Origin of the sequence: Parasalinivibrio latis (assembly GCF_036825535.1) — a bacterium.
Taxonomy (GTDB): Bacteria; Pseudomonadota; Gammaproteobacteria; order Enterobacterales; family Vibrionaceae; genus Parasalinivibrio; species Parasalinivibrio latis.
The window spans coordinates 1,063,380-1,088,826 of the sequence record NZ_CP098812.1 but is presented as its reverse complement, the minus strand read 5'-3'; the positions used below and the strand labels follow the sequence as shown (position 1 = coordinate 1,088,826).

General features: G+C 49.5%; 18 protein-coding genes. 12 read left to right on the top strand and 6 right to left on the bottom strand.

Annotated elements, in window-relative coordinates:
* Nucleotides 1–52: 52 nt before the first annotated feature.
* Nucleotides 53–823, bottom strand: coding sequence for an ABC transporter ATP-binding protein (locus NF212_RS05295; protein WP_434359481.1), 771 nt, complete (start codon nt 821–823; stop codon nt 53–55).
* A 310-nt stretch (nt 824–1,133) separates the two neighbouring features.
* Here NF212_RS05295 and NF212_RS05290 point away from each other — a divergent pair, with 310 nt between their 5' ends.
* Nucleotides 1,134–2,834, top strand: coding sequence for an ABC transporter substrate-binding protein (locus NF212_RS05290; protein ID WP_434359479.1), 1,701 nt, complete (start codon nt 1,134–1,136; stop codon nt 2,832–2,834).
* 55 nt (nt 2,835–2,889) lie between these two features.
* On the opposite strand, the gene NF212_RS05285 is transcribed toward NF212_RS05290, so the two are convergent.
* Entirely contained in the window at nt 2,890–4,257 is a 1,368-nt protein-coding gene (locus NF212_RS05285; protein ID WP_434359477.1) for a Sapep family Mn(2+)-dependent dipeptidase, read from the bottom strand.
* A gap of 165 nt (nt 4,258–4,422) precedes the next feature.
* Nucleotides 4,423–5,583 carry a hypothetical protein gene (locus NF212_RS05280; RefSeq protein WP_434359475.1) on the bottom strand — a complete coding sequence of 387 codons (1,161 nt, stop codon included), beginning with the start codon at nt 5,581–5,583 and terminating at the stop codon, nt 4,423–4,425.
* Between the two features lie 129 nt (nt 5,584–5,712).
* On the opposite strand from NF212_RS05280, the gene ycaO reads away from it, so the two are divergent.
* From ycaO to pflA, 7 genes are all read left to right on the top strand, one after another.
* Nucleotides 5,713–7,458, top strand: coding sequence for a 30S ribosomal protein S12 methylthiotransferase accessory factor YcaO (gene ycaO, locus NF212_RS05275; protein ID WP_434359473.1), 1,746 nt, complete (start codon nt 5,713–5,715; stop codon nt 7,456–7,458).
* A 373-nt stretch (nt 7,459–7,831) separates the two neighbouring features.
* The gene (gene focA / locus NF212_RS05270; protein WP_434359471.1) at nt 7,832–8,695 is read left to right on the top strand and encodes a formate transporter FocA; all 864 of its coding nucleotides are present in this window, start codon (nt 7,832–7,834) and stop codon (nt 8,693–8,695) included.
* 79 nt (nt 8,696–8,774) lie between these two features.
* On the top strand, nt 8,775–11,051 hold the full coding sequence (pflB, locus tag NF212_RS05265; RefSeq protein WP_434359469.1) for a formate C-acetyltransferase: 2,277 nt from the start codon (nt 8,775–8,777) through the stop codon (nt 11,049–11,051).
* Between the two features lie 285 nt (nt 11,052–11,336).
* Entirely contained in the window at nt 11,337–12,938 is a 1,602-nt protein-coding gene (locus NF212_RS05260) for a response regulator (RefSeq protein WP_434359467.1), read from the top strand.
* Nucleotides 12,935–16,939 (top strand): transporter substrate-binding domain-containing protein, encoded by a 4,005-nt coding sequence (locus NF212_RS05255; RefSeq protein ID WP_434359465.1) that lies wholly within the window; start codon nt 12,935–12,937, stop codon nt 16,937–16,939. The genes NF212_RS05260 and NF212_RS05255 overlap by 4 nt, the downstream gene beginning before the upstream one ends.
* Complete coding sequence (locus NF212_RS05250; protein WP_434359463.1) at nt 16,939–18,138, top strand: EAL domain-containing response regulator; 1,200 nt, start codon at nt 16,939–16,941, stop codon at nt 18,136–18,138. Before NF212_RS05255 ends, NF212_RS05250 begins: the two co-directional genes overlap by 1 nt.
* A 168-nt stretch (nt 18,139–18,306) precedes the next feature.
* Entirely contained in the window at nt 18,307–19,047 is a 741-nt protein-coding gene (gene pflA / locus NF212_RS05245) for a pyruvate formate lyase 1-activating protein (RefSeq protein ID WP_434359461.1), read from the top strand.
* A 53-nt stretch (nt 19,048–19,100) separates the two neighbouring features.
* On the opposite strand, the gene NF212_RS05240 is transcribed toward pflA, so the two are convergent.
* A complete protein-coding gene (locus NF212_RS05240) occupies nt 19,101–19,748 on the bottom strand; it encodes an energy-coupling factor ABC transporter permease (RefSeq protein ID WP_434359459.1) in 648 nt (215 codons plus the stop codon).
* 136 nt (nt 19,749–19,884) lie between these two features.
* On the opposite strand from NF212_RS05240, the gene NF212_RS05235 reads away from it, so the two are divergent.
* Both NF212_RS05235 and NF212_RS05230 read left to right on the top strand, forming a co-directional pair.
* On the top strand, nt 19,885–20,385 hold the full coding sequence (locus tag NF212_RS05235) for a YfbU family protein (protein ID WP_434359457.1): 501 nt from the start codon (nt 19,885–19,887) through the stop codon (nt 20,383–20,385).
* 148 nt (nt 20,386–20,533) lie between these two features.
* The gene (locus tag NF212_RS05230; RefSeq protein ID WP_434359455.1) at nt 20,534–21,217 is read left to right on the top strand and encodes a hypothetical protein; all 684 of its coding nucleotides are present in this window, start codon (nt 20,534–20,536) and stop codon (nt 21,215–21,217) included.
* Nucleotides 21,218–21,220: 3 nt separating this feature from the next.
* On the opposite strand, the gene NF212_RS05225 is transcribed toward NF212_RS05230, so the two are convergent.
* Entirely contained in the window at nt 21,221–21,964 is a 744-nt protein-coding gene (locus NF212_RS05225) for an MBL fold metallo-hydrolase (RefSeq protein ID WP_434359453.1), read from the bottom strand.
* Nucleotides 21,965–21,972: 8 nt separating this feature from the next.
* Nucleotides 21,973–22,581, bottom strand: coding sequence for a chemotaxis protein (locus tag NF212_RS05220; protein ID WP_434359451.1), 609 nt, complete (start codon nt 22,579–22,581; stop codon nt 21,973–21,975).
* Between the two features lie 417 nt (nt 22,582–22,998).
* Between NF212_RS05220 and NF212_RS05215 the strand changes: the two genes are divergently transcribed.
* Both NF212_RS05215 and NF212_RS05210 read left to right on the top strand, forming a co-directional pair.
* Complete coding sequence (locus NF212_RS05215) at nt 22,999–23,982, top strand: hypothetical protein (protein ID WP_434359449.1); 984 nt, start codon at nt 22,999–23,001, stop codon at nt 23,980–23,982.
* Between the two features lie 135 nt (nt 23,983–24,117).
* Nucleotides 24,118–25,446, top strand: coding sequence for an ABC transporter substrate-binding protein (locus NF212_RS05210; RefSeq protein WP_434359447.1), 1,329 nt, complete (start codon nt 24,118–24,120; stop codon nt 25,444–25,446).
* Nucleotide 25,447 lies beyond the last annotated feature (1 nt).

The window sequence follows — 25,447 nt, the reverse complement described above, 5'->3', positions numbered from 1 at the left end:
TATCTGCGGTTTTATGGCAAAACGCCACCGCTTGTTTTCTGACTTATTAATCTTAGTAAATAGAAGAGATAAATTGTTGAAGTCGCTCTGATTCGGGACTTTCAAACAACTTTGACGGATGTCCCTGCTCTTCCACCCTTCCTTGATGGAGGAACATGACATGATTGGAAACGTCTCTGGCAAATGCCATTTCATGGGTGACGACCAGCATGGTCCGTCCTTCTTCAGCAAGGCTGCGCATTACGTTGAGAACTTCGCCGACAAGCTCTGGATCCAAAGCAGACGTAGGTTCGTCAAACAGAAGGACTTCAGGATCAACAGCCAGACCACGTGCGATTGCGGCACGCTGCTGCTGGCCTCCTGACAAATGCCCCGGGTAGTAATCACGTCGCTCATAAAGGCCAACGCGGTGCAGAAGTGCCTCTGCATTTTCAATCGCTTCAGCTTTTGGAATACCAAGCACATGAATGGGGGCTTCGATCACATTCTCCATCACCGTCATATGTGACCACAGATTGAAGCCCTGAAATACCATCGCCAGGCGCGAGCGGATACGCTGTACCTGCTTAGCATTTGCCGGTACTGATTCACCGGCTTTGTTGGTCTTCATCTCGATCAGTTCACCATGGACACGGATTTCTCCGCTGGATGGGGTTTCGAGAAGGTTAATGCAACGCAGGAACGTACTTTTCCCCGAACCGGAGGAGCCAATGATGGAAATAACGTCACCGGTATGGGCATCAAGCGAAATGCCTTTCAGTACTTCATTTGAGCCGAATTTTTTGTGTAAATCCTTTACCTGAAGCGCGACTACATCTGGCATGCGCTGTATCTCCTTTACCTGCGGCCATCGACTTAATTTGGAATTTCAGTGTTCAGGGGGCAATTCATAACGCCGTGCCGCAAAACGATAATCTGTTTTATGACGACTTATAGGAAAATAACACCACAAACCCTGTCAGGCAACATTTTGTTAACTATGAAGTTTTGCAAAATTTAGTCAATTAATTTGAATAATATTTCATTAGTTTGTTTTTTTCAGATATAACTCTGCTTACCATCGTTGAATCCTATGCGCCATTGTATTAACGTACGAAGGATTACGTCCATAAAAGCAAGTAACACGTTGAATTATGTTGTTTTTATTTCGTTATATTTGCTGCATGCTGGTACTGGTTTCTTGGGGTGTTTCAGCCAAACCGGTAACGTTGACAATACTTCCAGAACTGTCTTCCGGATTTGAGCGGAACTACAATCCATTTCTTCCCAATGTTATTGGCACCGCCCATGAGTTTGTTTTTGAGCCGCTGATCATTTTCAGGGAGGGCAAAACCGTGCCACCTGCATATCGGCTAGCCACCTCATACGCTATGAACAAAGCGTTGAAAGTGCTGACAATCTCACTGAGAGATGGAGTGAAATGGTCAGACGGTTACGCTTTCAGTGGCCGGGACGTGGCATTTACCATCGAAATGATGCGTAAACACCCTGAGTTGGACTACAACGGTATTTCAGAATGGGTGGAACGTACACAGGTACTGCCCGGCAATAAAATTAAGGTCTTCCTGAAAAAGCCCAACGCACAGTTTATTTACCAATTGGTTTCCATGCCGGTCGTGCCGGAACACCAGTGGAAATTCGTAAAAGACCCGGCGACTTTCACCAACTCTGATCCGGTTGGAACCGGTCCATTTACCCAAATAACATCTTTCTCGCAAGATGACGTGGTGCAATGCCGCAACCCATTCTACTGGCAACAAAAAGCACTACACATAGACTGTATTTCGTACCGCCGTGAAGCGAGCAACGATGCGCTCATCAGTGCCCTCGCCCAAGGACGTTATGACTGGACCAGCGCATTTGTCCCTGATATCGAACGAAACTACGCTTCTTATTCTCAGGACTTTCATTACTATCACGCCCCATCAAGCACAGTAAGCCTGATGATGAACTTCGGGCACGCAAACCCTGTGTTGCGAAAAGTTATGCAGAACATCGATTTTCGGCGTGGCCTGTCTATGGCGATTAGACGTGACTTACTTATCAATATCGCCGCCTATGGTCAGGCAGAAGCAGCCCACTTTGCGTCAGGAATGAGCCAGAAGTACGTCGACTGGATTGACCGCAATATTGCGGAGCAGTTTGTGTTTTATATTCGCCACCATCCTATTGCGGCAAGAGAAAGCCTGGATAAAGCAAAAACTTCAGACCGTAACGGGGACGGATGGAGAGATTTGCCTGACGGATCCAAACTCGCTCTGTCCATAATGACACCGGAAGGCTGGACTGACTTCAATACGGCAGCAGAACTGGTTGCAGAATCACTGCAAACTGCGGGAATTCAGGTCACTACCGAAAAGGTACCCTTCAACACTTACCTCAAGCGGTTGAGTGCAGGTGACTATACGTTAGCAATTACTAACTACCCCGATGGTATAACGCCCTACCGCTATTTCACTGCAGCATTTTACAGCCGAAACCAGGGGCCAGAGCATCCGCGGTATGCACACCACTTTTATAAAAGTCCGTATATCGATAACTTACTGCAGGACTACTTACTGGCTGACACGTTGGATAAACAGCGGCAGATTATCCACGCACTCCAGAAAGAAACAGCCACGCAGCTTATAACTGTCCCGCTTTTCAATGCGGTCGAATCTGTCCAGTACAGTACCAAGCGTTTCACCGGTTGGTTCCGGACAAAAAACGGGGCACCGGATGTCCCCCTGGTTTGGCCACAATGGCAGGAACGTCTCTTGCAGGTGCTGGCGTTGAGGCCTGTTGAGCCCGACTTAACATCAGAAATGCCCGGTTTTAGCGAAACGGTAGGATAAAAAAAGGGCCGAACCGGCCCTTTTTAAACACACGATCACTGCATTTGTCACAACGCTAGAACTTATCGATGCCGTCCATTCTCACCAGTGCCTCTGCATAAATTTGGATGGCGAGCATCATATCTTCAATAATCAGGAATTCATCTGACATATGCTCGACCTTCTCCCGGCCTGGAAGAATTGCACCAAATGCTACACAGTTAGGAAATGCACGGGCATAAGTTGCTCCGCCGGACGCTATCGGCGCAGCATCCTTGTCTCCGGTAATTGACTGGTAAGCTCCCATCAGACATCCCACCAGATCAGAAACGACAGGAACAAAAAGCGAAGGTTTGCAGGAATATTCTGAATATGTCAGCCCATACTCACCGCACACTTCCTTCAAATCCCCGTCAATCTGTTCTTTATCGACAGAAACCGGCACCCGAAGATCAATTCCAACCTTGCTTTCTTCTTCATTAATAATCAACGCACCGATATTACAGGTCAGCCGGCCGCTTTCATCATGAAGTGGGCCAAAAAGTTGCTGGGCATTGGCATCTTCCCCAACTTGCTCTGCGATAAATTCCACAGCCGGATGATCAACGCCAACTTTCTTCAGGGCAATGCACAGCCGGGTGATAGCGTTGACGCCTTTGGTATCAGATGAAGCAGCATGCGCGGCTTTACCATAGACCTGGATCTCATCCTCTTCACAGGCAAAGTCGAACCCCAACTCGTTCAGAGCATCAATCAGCCTTTCACGGTAACCACCACGGTAACAAGCAAGTCCAGGAACCGCATTCAGTGTGCCACCAATATCAACTGACAGCTCTTCGCTGCCCGGTCCTGCCAGCCAGCCCTGTATCAGTGTCTTTTCAGCATAAGTAAGGGGGAACCCCGAATCCGGGGCAAAACCGGCGGAGGGAATGGATTCTTTTGCACTGTAGCGTTCCATACATCGCCAGAGGTTTTCCTCATCAGTACCGAAGATAACGCGAACGCGATGCCTGAATACATAACCGGCATCGACCAGGGCTTTAATTGCAAACACAACCGCCAGCGTTGGGCCTTTATCGTCCTGGGCCCCGCGGCCATATAAACGACCATTTCTGAGAGAGGGAACAAATGGGGGTGTTGTCCAAGCGCCCAGCTCCCCGGGAGGTACGATATCAAGGTGGCCCAAAATTCCCAGAAGTTCACCATCAGGGTCAGAGCCACCGATTTCTGCGTAGCCGTAGTAACCTTCTGGGTCTTTAAATACTTTGAATCCGAGGGTCTCGCAAATCCCAAGAGCTTTGTTCAGGCACTGATCAATTGCTTCACCGAAGGGTTTTTGCAGCAAGGGAGACGAAGTCACACTAGGTATTTCTATCAGTCGGGACACCGCTTCCAGGTAGGGTTCTTTGTATCGCTCAACGTTCAGTTGGTCAGTTATCATCATTTTTCCCACCAATTATTACGACAACCGGGTAAACCGGACTCCCTGTCACCAACACGCTTAAAACGCAGGGACAACAACAGGACACTAACAAATCCCATCGTGGAACAAGTGGAAAAATATAACTGTGACAACCTTCACCGAGAGAAACTTTATAACAATTTCAAGTCATTTTTTATCAATAATATCAAGAGTATTCAGCCAGTCCCCGGCGGTGCCCCCTGGTTCCAGTTCAGCCAGGCGGGTAAAGGCATAACGCGCCGCTTTGTAATCTTTCAGTTTAAAGGCTGCATACCCGTACAGTTCCCAGGCCGGAGGCATGTTACGGGCAAATCCTGAAACCGCCAGTGCCGCATAAGTCTTCGTTTCCCGCCAGTTGTCTTCCTTCGCGGCCAGTTGGGCCCGAATCCATGCCAGCTCAGTATCAGTCCCGGTTTCGTTGAGTGTATCCAGCGTAGTATGGGCAGCTTTCAGATCCTGTGTGGCCAGCTGGTATTTCAGGATCCGTTTATAAGCTGCCTGGGTGTCATTGATCTGTCCGCTCGCTACTGCATCCGAAAGCACTTTAACGGCGCGGCTTGATAAGTCGGCCTGTGACAGGTAGTAAGCCAGGTTGAAATAGTCACCGTCTTTGGTCAGCAGTCCGGTTTGGATGCCCTCGTGCAACGCTGATGCAGCGGCACCGGGCTTTCCCAATTTGTCGTAGGTCAGTACTGATAAGTGAACCCTTGAACGGGATGGGCCGAACAAGGCATTCATTTCGGCAATGGTTGCCTGGAGTTCATGCCATCGGCTGAGCTTTCTTTCACACTCCAACCGAACCTGCCAGATTCCAGGCCAGGCACCGGACCGGGTTTCGGTAACCACATAGGCTTCTTCCAACGCTTCATCACAGCGGTTTTTTCGGAAAAGGGTATTGATATAAACCGCCCTTTCATCATCATTCCGGAAAGAAACAAACCCGCTGTCGGCAAGTTTCAGTATCAGGTTTTCGTTCTGGTGCTCCAGCGCATAAGGCGCAAGGATGCGGGCAAGGTTCCGTTGCTGTGCAGGGTGAAGTGCATTGAGTAAAAAGGCATAAGTCAAAGAGGTGTATGCATCCCCATCCCGATCAAGCGCAAGGTAAATGCGCCCTCTCTGGTAATAGATTTTGGCTTCATCTTCCGTCTTTTTTGCCTTTAGCATCAGGTTCTTTTCTAACGCCAGGCTGTAATTCCGCGATTCAATAAGAAACTCAACACTACCCATATCACGCTGCAGATTGGCAAGCGCACTGGTGCTTACCAGCCACAACGCAACGGTAATATTCAACAGCACCCTTATTCTCACAGATATCAATTCCTTACATAGTGATTGCCGAAGACTCTACCACATAACTCATGCGTTTTAGCATTGCCAGATCACAGTGATAACGGCATTGATATATACTTCCCGGCTAAACAACCAATGAGTAAACCAATGAAGACTTTTATTCCTGGTAAAGATGCCGCACTTGAAGACAGCATCTCCCGTTTTCAGGCAACCCTGAAATCCCATGGTTTTAATATAGAAGAGGTTTCCTGGCTTAATCCTGTCCCATATGTGTGGTCAGTGCATATCCGGGACCAGGATGCACCGATGAACTTCACCAACGGCAAAGGAGCGACAAAAAAAGCCGCACTCGCTTCCGCTTTAGGTGAGTACTTCGAGCGCCTTTCATGTAACTACTTCTACGCTGATTACTATCTGGGCAGCAACATCTCTAACAGTGCGTTTGTCCACTACCCGGATGAAAAGTGGTTTGATATACCGGAGGATGATCTTCTGCCTGAAGGTATTCTTGATGACCGTCTGACCGCTTTCTACGATCCGGAAAACGAACTGCTGGCCTCAGACCTGGTTGATCTGCAATCCGGCAACAATGAGCGCGGAATTGTCGCACTGCCGTTTGAACGCCAGTCTGACGGTAAAACGGTATTCATTCCTATGAATATCGTTGGCAACCTGTATGTATCAAACGGCATGTCAGCCGGTAACACCAAGACGGAAGCACGTACCCAGGCACTGTCAGAAGTGTTTGAGCGCGCGATTAAAAACCGTATTATCGCAGAAGGAATCAGCCTGCCGGAAATGCCTGCGGAAGTTGTTGCACGCTACCCGCACATCAAAGAAGCCATCGATACCATGGAAAAAGAAGGCTTCCCAATTTACTGCTACGATGCTTCATTGGGTGGACGCTACCCGGTTGTATGCGTGGTTCTACTAAACCCTGAAAACGGTACCTGCTTTGCATCTTTCGGTGGACACCCTCGCTTTGAAGTCGCGTTCGAACGCACGGTAACTGAGCTGCTGCAGGGTCGAAGCCTCAAGCAACTCGATGTTTTCGCTGAGCCGTCTTTCGATAACGAAGATGTTGCCGACAACCACAACCTTGAAACCCACTTTATTGACTCTTCCGGTGTGGTTTCCTGGGATTTGTTCAAATCCACGCCAGATTTCCCATTTACGGAATGGAACTTCGAAGGTACCTCAGAAGAAGAATTCCACTACCTGATGGACAAATTCCGTGAAGAAGACACAGACGTCTACATTACCGATTATGATCACCTTGGCGTAACCTGCTGCCGTATCATCGTACCGGGCTGGTCAGAAATTTACCCACCTGAAGAACTGCTGCTGGCTAACAACAACATGGGTGCCCAGTGGCGTGACACCATTCTTTCACTGCCAGAGTCAGACTGGAGCAGTGAAGAATACGCAGCCCTTATCAGCGAGCTTGAGGAAGAAGGTTTTGATGATTTCAACCCGGTAGCCGAGCTGATTGGCGTTGCCCCGGATAAAGGTACTGCCTGGTCAACCCTGCGAATCGGTGAGCTGAAATGCCTGTTGTCCCTTGCCGCCGGTGATCATGAATCAGCCCTGGATTACGCAGGTTGGTGCCTTGATTTCAATGCGTCGGTCTACAGCACCGATCGCCAGCGATTCTTCCGAAGCCTAAAGGCAAGCCTGGAGCTGTACATGGATGAAACTCGCGACAATGGACAATACCGTGCAGTATTTGACCGGATGTTCGGTCAGGAAACCGTAGACGCTGCCTGGGCAAGTATTGACGGCAGCAAGCGCTTCCACGGCCTTGCCGCTGCCGATGACTCACTGGAAGCATTCGGTGCCCACCAAAAACTGCTGGCATCTTACGAAAAACTCCAAAAGGCCAAACAAGCCTGAGACAGGCGTTGAGGCTGAATGGTCAATTTAGCGAGACATTTCGCTAAAATTAATAAGTAAGTTGTACTAACCATGAATACCTTTCCACAAAGGTATTCATGGGTTGCAAAAAAATCTTCCCATATGCAACATTTCACCCCAGAATATTGTCTTATGATTCGTTAAAAATACGTAATTTTATTACAATTCAATTTTTTTTGAGTGTTCGCAATTTTTTTATATTTTTATATTTCATACACTTAATTTGATTGTGAAAAATTATGAACGGGATATTTGTTATAAATTTTCACAGCAATGATCTCGATCAATTTTGTCGCGAGTTAACTCTGCTACTATCCTTTCAGCAAAAATTTGGAGACCTACGGGCATTATCGTGAAGACTCAATCCAATCCTTTTGACGCACTTATGCCGCCCGCGATGGCAGAAAAAGCCGAAGAAGTCGGGGTTTACAAGGCAACTAAAGCGCCTTTCCAATCGTTCATCCTTGCCATTACTGCTGGCGTATTCATTTCTATTGCTTTCGTTTTCTATACAACCGTAACTGCCGGTGCAGGTGATGCGCCTTGGGGTCTGGTTAAGTTTGCCGGTGGTCTGGCATTCAGCCTCGGTTTGGTCCTGGTTGTTGTTTGCGGTGGTGAACTCTTTACATCCACAGTTTTAACCACTGTCGCGAAAGCAAGTAACCGCATTACCTGGTTCCAACTTGGACGCAACTGGGTAACCGTGTACTTCGGTAACATGGTTGGTGCATTCTTCTTCGTTGCCATGATCTGGCTTGCTGGCCAGCACATGGCCGGTCACGGTGACTGGGGCATCAACGCCATGAAGATTGCGCAACACAAACTTCATCATACTTTCATCCAGGCCGTTGTACTCGGTACCCTGTGTAACCTGATGGTCTGTCTGGCTGTTTGGATGACCTATTCTTGCCGCAGTGTCTCAGACAAAATTCTCGCGATGTCTCTCCCTGTTGCTATGTTTGTTGCATCAGGCTTTGAGCACAGCATCGCAAACATGTTCATGATTCCAATGGGCATCGTAATTAAAACTTTCGCAAGCCCTGAATTCTGGGCAGCAACAGGATATACTTCGGCTGATTTCGCCGATCTGACTGTTAGTCACTTCATCCTGAATAACTTAATTCCAGTAACCATTGGCAACATCATTGGTGGTGGCCTGCTGGTGGGCATGACTTACTGGCTGATTCATCTTCGTGGCGACCACAGTCACAGCTAAGCCTCTGGGTATTAGCTGAACATAATCGACACGTCGAAATCTCTTACTTTTCTACTGAATGTAAACAGGTAGGTACATCATGGCAGAGCAATTTGCTAAAGCGTGGGAAGGCTTCGCAGCCGGTGAATGGCAGAACGAAGTTAACGTACGTGACTTCATCCAGAAGAACTACACCCCATATGAAGGTGACGAGTCTTTCCTGGTAAGCGAAGGTACTGAAGCTACTAACAAGCTTTGGGACAAAGTAATGGAAGGTATCAAGCAGGAAAACGCGACTCACGCGCCTGTTGATTTTGATACTTCTCTGATTTCTACCATTACTGCTCACGACGCTGGTTACATCGAGCAATCTCTGGAGAAGATCGTTGGTCTGCAAACTGACGCTCCTCTGAAGCGCGCTATCATCCCTAACGGTGGTATCCGCATGATCGAAGGTTCTTGCAAAGCGTATGATCGCGAGCTGGACCCAATGGTCAAGAAGATCTTCTCTGAATACCGCAAGACTCACAACGCTGGCGTATTCGATATCTACACTCCAGACATCCTGAAGTGCCGTAAGTCAGGCATCCTGACTGGTCTGCCAGATGCCTACGGCCGTGGCCGTATCATCGGTGACTACCGTCGTGTTGCTCTGTACGGTATCGACTTCCTGATGAAGGACAAGTACGCTCAGTTCACTTCTCTGCAAGCTGCTTTCGAAAAAGGTGAAAACCTTGAGATGACTATGCAGCTGCGTGAAGAAATCGCTGAACAACACCGTGCTCTGGGCCAGATGAAAGAAATGGCCGCCAAGTACGGTTGCGATATCTCTCGTCCTGCTGAAAACGCACAAGAAGCTATCCAGTGGACTTACTTCGGCTACCTGGCTGCAGTTAAGTCTCAGAACGGCGCTGCTATGTCTCTGGGCCGTACTTCTACTTTCCTGGATATCTTCATCGAGCGTGATATTGCTGCTGGCAAGATGACTGAAGAAGAAGCTCAGGAAATGATCGACCACTTCGTAATGAAGCTGCGTATGGTTCGCTTCCTGCGTACTCCTGAGTACGATGAGCTGTTCTCTGGCGACCCAATCTGGGCAACAGAATCTATGGGTGGTATGGGTCTGGACGGTCGTACTCTGGTTACCCGTACTAACTTCCGCTTCCTGAACACCCTGTACACTATGGGCCCAAGCCCAGAGCCAAACATCACTGTACTGTGGTCTGAGAAGCTGCCAGAAGGCTTCAAGAAGTTCTGTGCCAAGGTTTCTATCGACACCTCATCTATCCAGTATGAGAACGATGACCTGATGCGTCCTGACTTCGAATCTGACGACTACGCGATCGCTTGTTGCGTATCTCCAATGGTTGTTGGTAAGCAAATGCAGTTCTTCGGTGCCCGTGCAAACCTGGCTAAAACCCTGCTGTATGTAATCAACGGCGGTATCGACGAAAAACTGAAGATGCAGGTTGGTCCTAAGCACGCGCCTATGATGGATGAAGTGCTGGATTACGACAAAGTAATGGATCAAATGGACCACTTCATGGATTGGCTGGCTACTCAGTACGTCACCGCACTGAATTCCATCCACTACATGCACGACAAGTACAGCTACGAAGCTGCACTGATGGCTCTGCATGACCGTGACGTTAAGCGCACCATGGCTTGTGGTATCGCTGGTCTGTCTGTTGCAGCTGACTCACTGTCTGCTATCAAGTTCGCAACTGTTAAGCCAGTACGCGACGAAGACGGTATTGCTGTTGACTTCGAAATCGAAGGCGATTATCCGAAGTTCGGTAACAACGATGCTCGCGTAGATGACATCGCTTGTGACCTGGTTGAGCGTTTCATGAACAAGATCCGTTCACTGCGCACTTACCGCAACGCAATCCCAACTCAGTCAATCCTGACCATCACTTCTAACGTTGTGTATGGTAAGAAGACTGGTACTACTCCAGACGGCCGTAAAGCAGGTGCTCCATTTGCACCAGGTGCAAACCCAATGCACGGCCGTGATGAGAAAGGTGCAGTAGCGTCTCTGACCTCAGTAGGTAAGCTGCCATTCGCACACGCGAAAGATGGTATCTCTTACACCTTCTCTATCGTACCTAACGCACTGGGTAAGAGCGAAGACTCTCAGCGTGCTAACCTGGCTGGCCTGATGGATGGTTACTTCCACCACGAAGAAGGCATCGAAGGCGGTCAGCACCTGAACGTTAACGTTATGAACCGTGAAATGCTGCTGGATGCAATGGAAAACCCTGAGAAATATCCTCAGCTGACTATCCGTGTATCTGGTTACGCAGTACGTTTCAACTCGCTGACTAAAGAACAGCAACAAGACGTTATCTCTCGTACCTTCACCACTACTATGTAATGGTGGCTTAGGCCAGAGATAGCCCTTGCGGCTTCAAAAACACCCGGTTTTGCCGGGTGTTTTTTTATGTCTGTATATATTTACGAAATGAATAGATATTTGGTTAAAGACCATAACTTTTCATTGTGATTAACAAGCTATTCGCCGAATTACTTCATTTTGCTCCGTTTTGTTTGTAAGACAATTGTCATATACTCCCCACATAGAACTGCCAATCTTTTCATACCGGACGTGAAAAATTTCGAGGCAGGAAGCATGTAATGACTGATTTGAAGTACCTCGTGGATGTATCAGAGCAAGTCCGTACTGATTATTGATGACAGCCCTATAATTCAAAGTGCTACCCGCCTCGTCCTGCAAAGATGCGGATTCAAACCTAACCTTATCGTCTCGGCATCCTCTGCTGCAGATGCCGTTCGCATGTGCCAAACACGCAGATTCGATATCCTGCTGGTTGATTTCAACCTGGGATTAGGCAGCACCGGCCTGCAGCTGCTTGAGCGGCTTCGCCGGGATAACATGCTCAGCCACAATCCTCTGCTTTTTGTTATCACAGCCGAAGAGTCACTTTCGGTGGTCATGGGGTTTGCAGAATTCGAACCGACTGACTACCTGGTAAAACCTCTCCGCCCGGATATGATGCAGCAACGCCTGATGGCTGCATTCCACCAGCACGACCTCGATGCGTCCGTCATTACCTCATATCGCAACGGGGGAATTCCGGCAGTAAGGGAAACCCTGAAGCTAGCAAAGACCCCTGACGCATTTAAAAAGTCGGCCACCATGTTGGCAAAGTACATGGTGCGGAAAGGCGAACGCCCTGCGGCCATATCCATGCTGCAAAGTTTTATTCAAAAGCACGATTACCTCCCGGCCAAAACCTTGCTTGCTGACCTTCTTATGGGAGAGAAACGGCTGCCGGAAGCAGAAATAGTTATTGATGCCTTGTGGGCACAGAACAATAAATCCATCAGCGTGATGGACCTGAATGCCCGAAAGGCAATCCAAGAAGGCAAAGCTTCCAGTGCTTTTGTTACGCTTCAGCAAGCCCACCAGAGTTGCCCATACAACCTGACCCGGCTCTTCTGCCTTATATGGCTGGGGCAGACACTGTACCTTTCCAACGAAGCTGACAAATATGTTCTCGAAGCAGCAGCAACTTTGCACAAATCTGTGTGGAACCTGCCCGACTACTACTGTTTGTTGGCAGCAGTGATGCTGGAAGGCCAACTGGTCAAAGAGCAGCCAACCGAGATCTGGCTGCGACTGTCCCAGCAAAAAGCCATCTCCCCTCAGGAGCGGCCTTTTTTCAATATTGTCCGGGCACACAACTCAGCCATACAGGGTAACCAGCTGGCTGCCTACCGTTTTTTGATCGCGACAAAGAGCGAAGAAGCCAAAGACATTACCCAGCAAAGCTTTGAATTTCACTTTGTGTCCTACCAGACATGCTGCCACCTAGGTATGTTCCAGGGTATGCGTTCAGCGATGTCTGCCCTGAGTAAACTCGCAACTGAAGAACAGAACGCCACGCTGAAAACCATCAAGCAGTGCTGGGTAAAACAGGAAGTTGCCCGCCTGAGAACCAACGAAAAATACGATGAAGCAATGGCATTTTACCGGGACAAGCAGTTCCGAATGGCAGCACGTAAAATCATTTCAATCTGGCCAGACAACCGTTTTGATATCACCCTCGCCCGGTGTATCGTTGCCCTTGCCTGCCAGAAAATCCTCACACCAGAACACCACAGCACGCTGATCACCGAGGCAAGGTGGACATTCGAGGCTCGACACACCTTACCTGACTGGTACCAAGCCCTTGTCCAGAAATACGATTTGCTAAAACAGCCCCTGGGCCTTCACCCAACTGGAGACGCCATCGCATGAGAAAAGGCTTTTTCCTTTTGTGCATTCTGATGTCTTTTATATCAGTTTCCGCCACCGCATCCTTAGAACCCGCAGAAGCTGAAGACAGCTCAAATGTTATCCGTGTCGGATACCCGGCATTTAACTGGAGCCCGTTCTCCCAGCTTTCAGCCAGCGGGAAAGTAGTCGGTTTACTCCCTTCCATGATGGAGCTAATCGCAAACCATGCTGGATACCGGGTTGAACCGGTTATCTACCCGACGTTCGACGCAATGTTCGACGCCTTCCGGCAAAACAAAGTTGATGCCCTGATTGGTGTGTCATCCACCATTGACCGCCAGAAATACATGCTTTTCAGCCATCCGATACTGTCCGCCCCCCAAGGGATGGTTACACGTTCGGACGAAAACTATGACCTGGAGAATTCCAGTTCTGCGATTTTTGCTGTCGAGCAAGGTGTTGCGCTGGAACAGCAACTTGATGGCCTGCTCCCCTATACTCCGAGGCTGATTTCCTTTCCCACGTCAACCCAGGCATTGCAGGCAATCAAAGACCAGACCGTCGATCTCTACGTCAGTAATGCCCTGACCCTCAGCACCCTTAAAATGAATGACAGTGATGCCGAGAATCTCGATTTCACCGTACTCACGGCACTGCCATACGACAGGCTGTTTATCGTCTCCCAGATAGGTCAGAGCACACTGATCGACAAGCTCAATACCGCTTTTGAATCCCTGACCAAGTCCCAGCTCGACGGCCTGTACAGCCAATGGCTGACCGAGCGGCAGCAACTGATGCTTGGCAGCCACAATACCCTGAACCTTGACCCGTCAGAAAAGCAGTGGTTGGCGGATACCGCCGAGCTGAGAGTGGCATACCACCCCGGTGACTACCCTTTCCAGTTCACGGACAAAGATGGCAACTTCCGGGGCCTGGCAGCAGACTTACTTGAAGAAATCGGCCAGTCTCTCAATATCAAAATCCGCCCGGTCGAAATGGCGGCCCTGTCTACTATCCTTACTGGACTCAACACTGAAGAGGTAGATCTGGTTGCTGCGGTTACCTGTACTCCCGACCGCCAAAAAATCCTTGCATGCAGCCAGCCCTACACAGAAGAACAATGGGTACTGATTGGTTCAACTCAGCGCCCAATGGGCAGCCTTTCAAATAAAACCCGGATTGGAGTGGTAACCAACCGTTATGGGCAGGTACTTGCCAATGAGGTCTACCCGCACAATCCAATATTTGCATACGAAGACAGCTCGGAGCTGCTTGACGCCCTGACAGACGGCAAAGTCGATGCGGGCGTCATTTCCCTGTCCAGTGCATCGGAACTGCTGAAAAGCCGCTACCTTGGCAAGCTTACTGTTATCCCCAGTACACTGGACCACATGTACCAGCCGGTAGGCCTTGCTGTGCAGAAAGATAATGACATGCTGCGGGACCTGCTCAACAAAGCACTGAATGCCATCCCGCCGACACGCTACTCAGAATTGGAGCACCGCTGGAACACTGTCACCCTTTCCCAGGGAATTCCTTACAAGGAGATCCTGTTCTGGGGAGCCATTATCTGTGCCGTTATTTCGTTGATTGTGGGTATTATTTTTTACTGGAACCGCAAGCTTTCCCGCGAAGTGGAACAACGCAAAACGTTTGAACAGCAGCTTACTTACCTTACCAACAATATAGACGGGGCACTGGTTCAGCACATTCAGCACAGTGCAGACCCAACAGACATCACCCTGATGTATGTCAGCGAAAAAATAGAGTCCCTGTTGGGTGTCTCGCCCAAAACACTTTTTGCCAACCCGGAATGCCTGTTCGAGATGGCTCGGGCACGTCATGATGGCAAGGAACTTATTCACTCGGTATCCGAAGCAATCCTTACCGGCTACTGGCACCAGGAAGTGCAGATTGAGTCTGTTCCGGGACGAATTGATGCCTGGGTGCTGATCCGGAGCCAGATCCAGCCCATCGATCACGGTTGGAAATGGAATACCCTGATAACCGATATTTCCAAGGTAAAGGCTCAGCAACTGGAGTTAGAAAAAGCCCGAGCTCAGGCAGAAGAAGCCACTGAGGCAAAATCCCGCTTCCTGGCGATGATGAGCCACGAAATCCGCACACCTATCAGTGGCATATTGGGGCTATTGGAACTCATGGCCCCAAAAGTGAAGGACCAGGATGCAAGAAGCCTCCATGTCAACCTCACCCAGTCAGCGCACAACCTGCTAAATATCGTCAATGATGTACTGGATTTCTCTAAGATTGAGGCAGGCAAACTGTCCCTGATTCCGGGGGATACCAACCTTTCAGAAACCATCTATGAAGTTGTCCGGCCACACGTTATCCATGCCGACCAGAAAGGGATAGGATTCAAACTTTGGCTGGATCCGGCCGTTGCCCATAAGGTTTGGGCTGACGATCTGCGCCTTAAACAGACCCTGAATAACCTTCTGAACAACGCCATTAAATTTACCCAGACAGGACAAATTACCCTGCTGGTAGATTGCCTGTCATCAGACAGTGAAAAACAGTCACTCCGGTTTTCTGTCTCTGACACAGGCATCGGTATTTCCCACGATGACTGTAAGCGCCTTTTCCAGCCATTTGAGCAGGCGGAAGGGCATGCCAACCGCCGGTTCAGTGGTACCGGCCTGGGTTTGTCTATCTGCCGGGAGTTGGTACACCTGATGGGTGGTGAAATACAGGTCTCCAGTGAGCCTAATGTGGGCACCTGTTTCAGTTTTATACTGGCATTTCCGGTCGTTGAGCCCGCTTTGGCACTCAAAAAGAGGCCGGTTTGCCTGTGTGTCGGAGATCAACTCAGTGCCGACATTGCCCTCGCCCAGTATTTGGAAGCATTTTTTGAAACCGTCCGGTTTGTCCCATCCAACCCTTGGCAGGGCGTTGTCCAGGAAGCGCTGGACATGCGTGCCTCACACATCTTTATCACTGATACCTGGCTTGAAACCCAGCAAGTCATGCAAGCACAGTTAAAGACCCGTCTTCCGGGGGCCTTGTGGGTTACCTTCTGCGAGCGCAGTATGCTGTCGCCGGAACCTTGTGAGCTTGGGTGGCAGGTTTCTCTCAACCCTCTGCTCCCTGAACACCTGAGGCTGGCGATTGAGAACGACTTCCAGTCAGTGGATACCACGAAAGAAACTGCCGACGCAGAGCAGGTATTACTCAGCAGGGATGAAGCCGTAGCCCAGGGTAAGTTGCTCCTGGTGGCTGAAGACCATCCTATCAACCAGGAAATCATCCGACGCCAGTTGCAAAAACTCGGTTACGTTGCAGATATTGTTGAAAATGGCATAGAGGCACTGAAGGCCATTTCGTCCTTTGCCTATCCGCTTCTTATCACCGACTGCCATATGCCCGAGATGGATGGCTACACCCTGACGAAAAAAATCCGCGATGCTGAGCGGCTGTCCGGTGCACCACCCCTGCCAATCCTTGCGCTCACTGCCAACGCAGCTGGTAGTCAGGGAGAACCTTGCCAGACTTATGGTTTTAATGCCTTTTTGGTAAAACCAATCTCAATACCGGATCTGGAGGCAGCCCTCAATACGTGGCTGCCGGGCAGCAACGGCCCACAACAAAAGGATGACGAATGGGATCTGGGTGATTTTCTCCATGTATCTATCCCGGATGAACAAAAGGCAGATGATGCGAACATAACAACCAACGTTCAAGCACATCTACTGGATATGAACCAGTTGTCAGCCCTGTTCGGGGATGAAGAAATGGGACGGGAAATGGCCCGGCAGTTCGCAGTGACTTGCCAGGACGATTACGCCCAGCTGTGCAGTGTTGACAGGCAAGACTACGACCAGCTAGCCCAACTAAGTCACCGTATCAAGGGCGCGGCGAGAATGATGGATTGCCATGCCATTGCCGATGTTTGTCTGGTTATCGAAGACTCTGCCCGCCAGAAGCAGGGGCATAAAATCCCAGAAAACCTGATGCGCCTGGGCGCATCTGTCGTTCAGTTAAAAGCAGAAGTGGAAAACCTGTGATGAGAATACTGTTAATTGAAGACCATCCATTCCAGCGTAATATTCTGCACACCCAATTGAACCGGGTTATTACAGCCGAAGACTCGATTTGCGATGCCGCCACCGGCCTTGAGGCCCTGGATGCAATGAAGACGTTCCAGCCGGACTTGATACTGTGTGACCTCAACATGCCGGAAATGGATGGCATTCAGTTCCTTGGCTGCATTGCTGAAAAGGCTTTTAAAGGCAGTGTGGTCATCACCAGCGCAGCCAGCCTGGAGGTTATCAACACCGTAGAACGCATGTGCCAGAGCTACCGGTTGAACATACTGGGCTGCCTGCCAAAGCCGGCAGCCATAGAAGAGCTCTCAGAGACAGTTGAACTGGCGCGCAAGCACATGCTGTCCGAGCAACGGCCTGTCACCATGCTGACCACGGTTGAAGTGGAAGCTGCTTACAATGCAGGCTGGATTAAGCCTTGGTATCAACCCATTGTCTCATTGAAAGACGGAGAATGGGTTGCCAGCGAGGCGCTGCTCAGGCTGGAACACCCCGAGCACGGAGTGATACCACCGGGGGCATTCCTGCCCCAATTGGAAGAAGCCGGTTTAGAAGCCCCCCAGACAATCAACAGCATCCGGATTACGTTGGCAAACCGCGACAAACTGGCGGGCAGGCGCACCGCTATCAATATCACCCCAATGAACCTGGTCTGTGAGGGTTTTGTCGACGAGGTTATTCAGATCATCGAACAGACCCCGGATTTCAATGAACAGATCTATTTCGAAATCACCGAATCCAACCAGGCACACAAACCAGGGCAAGCCCTGGAAGCGGCATCCCGGCTGAGCATGCACGGCTGTAAGCTCTCAATCGATGACTTTGGCACCGGCTATTCTTCACTGAAACAGTTGGAAAGCCTGCCGTTTGAGTCCCTGAAAATTGACAAGGATTTTGTCCAGTCATCCCATAACAGCAAAGCCTCAGCAACCATTATCGAGGCCTGCCTTTTGCTGACCAACCGTCTTTCGTTGAAAGCTGTAGCAGAAGGCGTTGAATCAGAATCCCATTGGTGGTCCCTTCGAAGTGAAGGGTGTGACATGGCACAGGGTTACTTTGTTGGCCGCCCGATGCCAGCATCCGAACTTGCAGCCTGGCACCGGCATTGGGTTGTCCGCAACCCATGTGCCAGAGTAGCTGAAGGGCTGAATAGCAATTGATAGTGGGAATCCCCAAGAATACTTGCAGACATTTGCCCACAGTATGGATTCAGGCACACATTTGAACCCGTTGTCAGCTGCCGGGTTGAATCGGGCTCGGTATGCTACTTTATCCCTACGTTTTGTAATAAAATAACGACCAAACGCACAAGCGGAGAAATAAACGTCATGTCAGCAATAGGCCGTATTCACTCTTTCGAATCCTGCGGTACCGTGGATGGTCCTGGTATTCGATTCATCGTTTTTCTCCAGGGATGCCTGTTCCGTTGTAAGTACTGTCACAACCGGGATACCTGGGATCTTCACGACGGAAGGGATGCGACGGTAGAAGAAATCATGAAGGAGTTGCGCTCCTACCGCCACTTCATCAACGCTTCCGGTGGCGGTGTAACAGCGTCTGGCGGTGAAGCCATGCTTCAGCCAGAGTTTGTGCGAGACCTGTTCCGTGCAGCCAAGGCCGAAGGTATCCATACCTGCCTTGATACCAATGGCCACATTCGCAAGTTTACGGATGTTATCGACGAAGCACTGGAAGTCACCGATCTTGTTATGTTGGATATCAAGCAGATGGATGACGAAATCCACCAGGACCTGGTTGGTGTGTCCAACAAGCGCACGCTGGATTTTGCCCGCTACCTCAACAAGATTGGCAAGACAACCTGGATTCGCTATGTCGTAGTGCCCGGCTACACTGACGACGATGCATCTGCACATAAACTCGGTGAATTCCTGAAAGATATGGATAACGTCGAGAAAATTGAGATGCTCCCTTACCACAAACTGGGTGAACACAAGTGGGAAGCCATGGGCTACGATTACCCGTTGCCAGGGGTTGAACCACCGTCAAAAGAAACCATGGAACGCGTAAAAAACATTCTGGAAGGTTACGGGCTCAAAGCCGCATACTGACCAACGAAAGCCAGCACCTCGCTGGCTTTTTTCTTGTCCCGGCAGGAAGCCCGCTACCTCTCAGGTGACAAATACTCCCTGTCATAGAAAGTCCTCAGCCAATGAGGCCGGTACACGGCCATCAGGGTAATGGCCATCCCATTCATCAAGGCTTCCGGGAACCACACCAACAAAGAAAGTTGCAGGTAATCGTGGGAAATAGTTTCCCATGGGTAACGGCCTTCCATCCACAGCCAGAGAGACGTCAGCAACATACTCAACACCATGGTTAGGGCTGCATTAATAAACCCGGCTACAAAAATATAGATAAAAAGGTGGCGGGCCAGGTATTGGTAGGAAAGCAGGAAAACCAGGTAACTGAAAAGACCGGGTAACAAAAATGATGTAACAGCGAATGCCCCAGCATCGCCCAACGACAACAGGCCAAAAGCAACCAGCAGAGCAGTTGGTGCCAAGCAAATGCAATTGGCGATCCGCCAGCCATGGCTCAGGACTAACACAGTAACACCAAGAAAATGGATGGAAAGCCCATCCCGGACCCCGGCTTGCAGGCTCCACAACACAAACAGAAATACGGCTGTCGCAAACACAAGATGTTGGTATGGTTTATCCGATTTCAGCTTCGGTAAAAACTCCCTTGGGAAAGTTGCGATCAACATCACAATGGCTACTCCCCACCCCAGCCAATGCCAACTGGTCATCCCTGTAAACCTCCATCGCAAAACGGGTTTATTCGTGCAACAACCGTTATCAGATCATATTTTAGGATGGTGCCACATGCTAACCTCAGTTGCATAAATCGACATCTATATTGAGACATTTATTGAGGCCTTCATAATGGAAATGACTCACGCACAACGCCTTATCCTGTCTAATCAATACTCTTTATTGGCGCAACTGGATCCTGAAAATGCCAAGAAGTACCGCCGATTGCAGACAATAGTAGAACGTGGCTATGCGCTTCAAATGCGCGAAGTGGAAAAAGATTTTGGCGAACTGCCAGAGCAGCAGTGCCGGGATATTATTGACTATATGGAGATGTACCACGCCCTGCAGGAATCTTTCCGTATGCTGGCTGAAAAAGACCAGCCACAGGTTGACCAGCGCCGCCTCCAATTCTGGGGATTTGACGCCGCAACTGAAGGCCACCTGATGCACTACGTGCGTTTCCTCACTGATTCAGAGGGCCTGTACCCGCAGTTTGATAAAACTGAGCACCATTTTAATGCTCAGGTTCCGATGCTGGAAAAATATACCCGCATGCTGAAAACCTGGCGCAATTGCCCACGCCAGTACCATCTGAGTGCAACCGAAATCTGCAAGATCCTGAACGCCTGATTTTCGGCATACCGGGAAATTTGGGAGGCAGCGGCCTCCCATTTCTTTTTCGAGCCGCGTCCCCCTTCCCCTCCTTCAGGTTGAGTCTGTCCCTCCATTGGGGCTATTCTTTTAGCCGTCTTAGAAATTGGTTGTTGTGGAGTGGAAGATGACAAGGGTGTTTGCAGTGCTGTTAACGCTGCTTTTGGTTTCCGGATGTGGCAGCAGCCGCCCTTTTGAAATTGAAAACCTTGTTAAGTCCGACATGGATATGATCACTGATATTCACGTCGAGCGCATCAGGACCCTCACCCAAGCACTCATCATCAAGCTTTATAAACGCAACCCAAGCGAGCTGGCTAAAGTCCCCGGTATGACAATGGAAATGAGGCTGGAACAGTTGATGTCTGTTCAACGCCCCAGTGCCGGTTTTGAAGAGCTGAATTTCCATGACGGTGTTGATGCCCTGCCCATCGCATTTGATGACCAATATCACGGGGACAGGGTTTTTGCCCTAATGGCCGGTGTCACAGGCATGCTGAGCAATGCCTACAACAACCAGACCGAGTTCTACCTGCTTGATGAACTCGATCAGCAAAAGCTCTACAACAGTGCCCGCAACCTTGAATCTGTCAGCTGGCTGCTGAACAACAGGAAAAAAGGGGACGGTACACTGTTCCTTCTCAGTAACGGCATAGCCGTAAACGGCGTGCCTAATTACAGCTATGAACGTGTTCTCAGCCAGATGATTGTCATCCAGGACATGATGGCGGCCATGATATCAGACAGTACCAACCGCACGATCAATAAGGTCGTACACAGCGTTGCGTCAATGACATTCCTGCCCATCTGACGCTCACTTTCCTCCGCCTATAGCAATTCCCACGTCAAGGTTCTCAAGCCAGTCAAGAAACCGAGGGATGTTATCGCCGCTAATTAACCTGCCGTGTTGTGGGCAGATAACATCAATGTCCAGCTCCCTGACCCGCTTTACCCAATCATTTTTTGCTTCATTGGATGGCATCCAGCGTTGGTGGAAATACGCCATTTTGTCGCAGTGCGCATCAAAGTCTTCGATTTCAAGTGGGGCATTGTGTGGTTCAAGTGCGGCACCAATATCACCGCTCATTAAAAGCTTGGCCTGGGGATCATATAAGTGAAAGTTCCCCGAAGAATGCAGGTAATGGGCTGGAATAAACTCAAATGTCAGGTCATCCAGGGTTAACGATCCTCCTTCGTCAGGAATTGGGGAGTAACTGATCCGGTTCATGCCAAAATGGCGGATAAACCCTTCCCATAACCATGGTGCATGCAGTTGGGCTTTCTCAAGGGAAATATCCCAAAGCCCCAAAGATGAAATAATGTCTGGGTCCTGGTGAGAGGCAAACAGGTGGGTGATCTTGTTAATGGGAACCTTTTTGACCACGTTAGCCAACATAGCCGAAAAAATTTCAATACCGCCGGGATCCAGAAGGAATGCATGGTTTGGTGTAACAATCATGTATTGGTTGGTGTCAATGATACTCTCTGCCTTTTCAGGATCCCTCCCGAACATATACCAATCGTGTCGGCTTCCCTTATACAGATGGTGTGTCTTCATATCCTTCCTTAGCCCGTTTCCAACATGGATATACAAAGTCTCTGTGATCGCCCAATATGGCCTGTTATACGCCTAGCAGCACCAGAAACACTTTCAGCGACAACATTCAGGCTCTCTTCGAACTCACCGGATTGAGCCGCTTCCACCCGCGACATAGATGACAATATAGCGGCAGATTTCAGCTCCCGGCTTAACTCGTCTACATCTTCCTGCAGCTTATCGACGGCCTGCAGGAAGTGCTTTCTCAACTTTTCATGCCTGGCGGTCAAATCAGCCAAAGGCTCCACGAGACTGGCCGCAAATCCTTCCCCGCCAATTTTATCCTGGGCCTCTTTATAACGGGCAATAGAAAAGGAAAGCCTGAAATAGTCCATTGCCAGCCTACTGATTTCTATGGCGTTACGATTTATCAGGTCTGATGCGCAAACAGTGGAGTCTGCCAGGCGGTGGATGTAATCAGTCAGAGCCCGGAAACCGGCGGCGCCGGTTCCTGCCCTCAATGACAAGGCCCTCGCATTGCTCGCGGTAAGTGTAATTTCCCTTGCTATAAACCTTGCCTTTTCAAGTTCAGCAGCAACCTGAACCGCTCTGACAAAATTGGTATGCCTTTTGTCCACAAAGTGATACCTAAAATCAAATCCTGAACATAGTTTATTAGTCATTAGTTTAAATTTTGCACATAAATCTATATATGTGACATAGGTTTATATTTGTCCCAGCGACAGTACCTCAAGACAGCGAACAAACAGGCAATAAGCCAAAACAGATCCCGCTAACCTTTAGATGATTTATTTCAATGACATGCGTAACAGTTTCAATACAAATGAGCTCTTATAGAGAATTCAGGTGATATACTCTTATGTGATACAACGCATAATAGTGTCGGTATATTGACATTTTTTTACAGAACGAAGTCAGAAGTCCGTCGCTAACACTCTGAAATATAATGAATTATTGACCGAGTCCGGACATAAAGCTAATCTTGCTCTAACGTTGTGTAGTTCTAACGACCAGTTCATACAAGAGGCAGGGAAATGAAGAGATGGATAGGAGTGTTACTGGCTCTGGTGGCATTTCACTCCCAGGGTGCGTTGCTAACCGCCCAAGAAGCGAAAACCAAGTCAGAAATCTATGAGAAGTACAATACTGAGCCTCTTCTCATTGAAATAAATGAAGTACAAAACAGTACACGGAACCTTGAGCTGGAGCGTGAAGAAAAAGCCAAACGCCTCACGGAATACCAAGCACATTACAAGCAAAAAATCAGCGACCTGGAAGAATCCCTTCTTGCGAGTAAACGAGCGGAGATGAGTGAAGAGCTAGCTCCTATCGGTATCGCTACACCTAAATCTCTCTTCCAGGATCTTGAAACGTTGGCAGGCAATATCAGCCAACTTGAACTGGCCGAAGTCACCATTGCCCACCAACTGGCGCAACTGACCAACAAGCTGGATACCCTGAAGCGCGATCTCAAGCGCACCCAAAACCTGAAAGACACCCAACTTTTGGCCCTGCGTGATGTCATTCGCGACCGCTATATTAAGGAAGTGTCCTCTGCCAAAAATCTCAGCTACTCCGGCTCAATCCGCTGTGGTACCAATACAAGTATCCGTGAGTGTATGCGCTCCGTCCCGCTTGAAAAACTGGTTTACAGTGAGGCCAAGAAAGCCCTACCCGTTGCCAAGGTGGATATTCTTGACCACACCTATTCCCGGTTCTCGCTTGACCTGAACGGCAATGCTGATTTCGCGGTAAACGTTCGCTACACCGGTACTTTCAGCGCTGACATCAATGAAAATATTACCCGCACTCTGGGCATCAACGCCTTCGAAGTGGTAATTGTCAGCAACCGGGATGATGCAGAGCACTTTGTAAACGGCGACTACATTGGCAAAGGAAAGCGCGTCACTACCACCGTCAATGCCGGCCAGAATGCCTTCTACTCCCTGGCAGCCAACAAGAAAGAGTCTGTGGTAGAAGTCATCAATGACAACCGTCGCCTGACGTTCAATTTCTGACACCTTTTAACCATCTATTACTAAAAAGGCTTCCCCGGGGAAGCCTTTTTATTTTGAAAATCCAATCCCAGTCACTTTGCTCCCCACGGCCTTTAACTCATAATTTGAAACAAATTCGCAACATAAGGCATTTGAATGCACCGCTGTATTCGCCCCTCTCTTTTGGTACTGCCTCTCCTTGTCTGGTGCTTTAAAGTCCCTGCATCACCGATGGTGATTTTTACAACGTACCCCGCAGCACAGTACCAACCGATGGTGGATGCATTCACCAAAGACAATCCCGGTATCACTGTTAAGGTGATAAACAAAAAAACACCAGCCATGGTTAACCATATACTCCAATCCCAGAAACCTGAGCCCGATATCCTCTGGACCAGTTCCCCGGATGCCATGGCACTGCTTCAGCAACACGGCATGCTGAAGCACTTTGAGCTCCCGGCCAAAACCTATCCGGAAAACGTACGCCCGAACAACGAACGGAAATTTGCTTACTTCGCCTACTCCCAGTTTGGGTTTCTTTCCAACCGGGCATACCTGGAAGGTGCCGGGTTGCAGCCTCCCGAAAGCTGGGAGGCACTAACATCCCTCAATTGGAAACAACATATTGCCCTGTCTTCCCCTTCCCGATCGGGGACCAACCACCTGATTATTGAACAGGTATTGCAACACTATGGCTGGAAAAGAGGCTGGGCGATCCTGCAGCGTCTGGCCGGAAACCTCAGTGTTATCACCGCTCGCAGTTTTGGCGTGCGTGAAGGCGTAATGAAAGGCAGGTTCGGCACCGCACCTGTTGTGGATTTTTTCTACCGGACACTGGTTAACAGGGAGCATTTTGACTTCTACCAGTGGCCTGAAAACACCGCAATTGGCGCTGCGATAGGAATTGCATCGACATCCATCCAACCCAGGTCTGCGGAGCGTTTCATTACTTTTACGCTCTCAGACAAGGCACGTCCGCTGCTTGAAAACAAAATGGGCCGGATTCCTGCAATGCCGTCTGAGGGTAAGGAACAGGAACTGGAAACCGGACAATTCGATATCGCTTTGTCCGCCAACCGCTATTTCCTGGTGAATGCCCTGTTTGACCAGTTGGTAACATTGCCTCTTTATGACCTGCAGGCTTTCTGGGAGTGGTATGAAGAAGTAAAGGGGGCAGTGTCTGCCCACCAGCCCGACCTTCCCCCAGCAGATCACGCCCGAATGGAGGAAAAACTGATGCGCGCTTATAGCCTGATGACCAGGGTTCCCTTACCGGAGCGCAGGGCCAATGACCCGGATTTCAGCGGGCAGTTCCTCTACCAGACCCATAAAACCAGGCTGCAAATCGAAATGGAGCAAACGTGGCGGAAAGACCTCCATTCCCGGCTTGACGAGGCCAGGGAACTGTTGGCGGATATCACGCGAGCGGTAAACAACACCTCACCCCAAACCGCGGCACCAAGCCCTGCCGCAACGGAGGGATAAC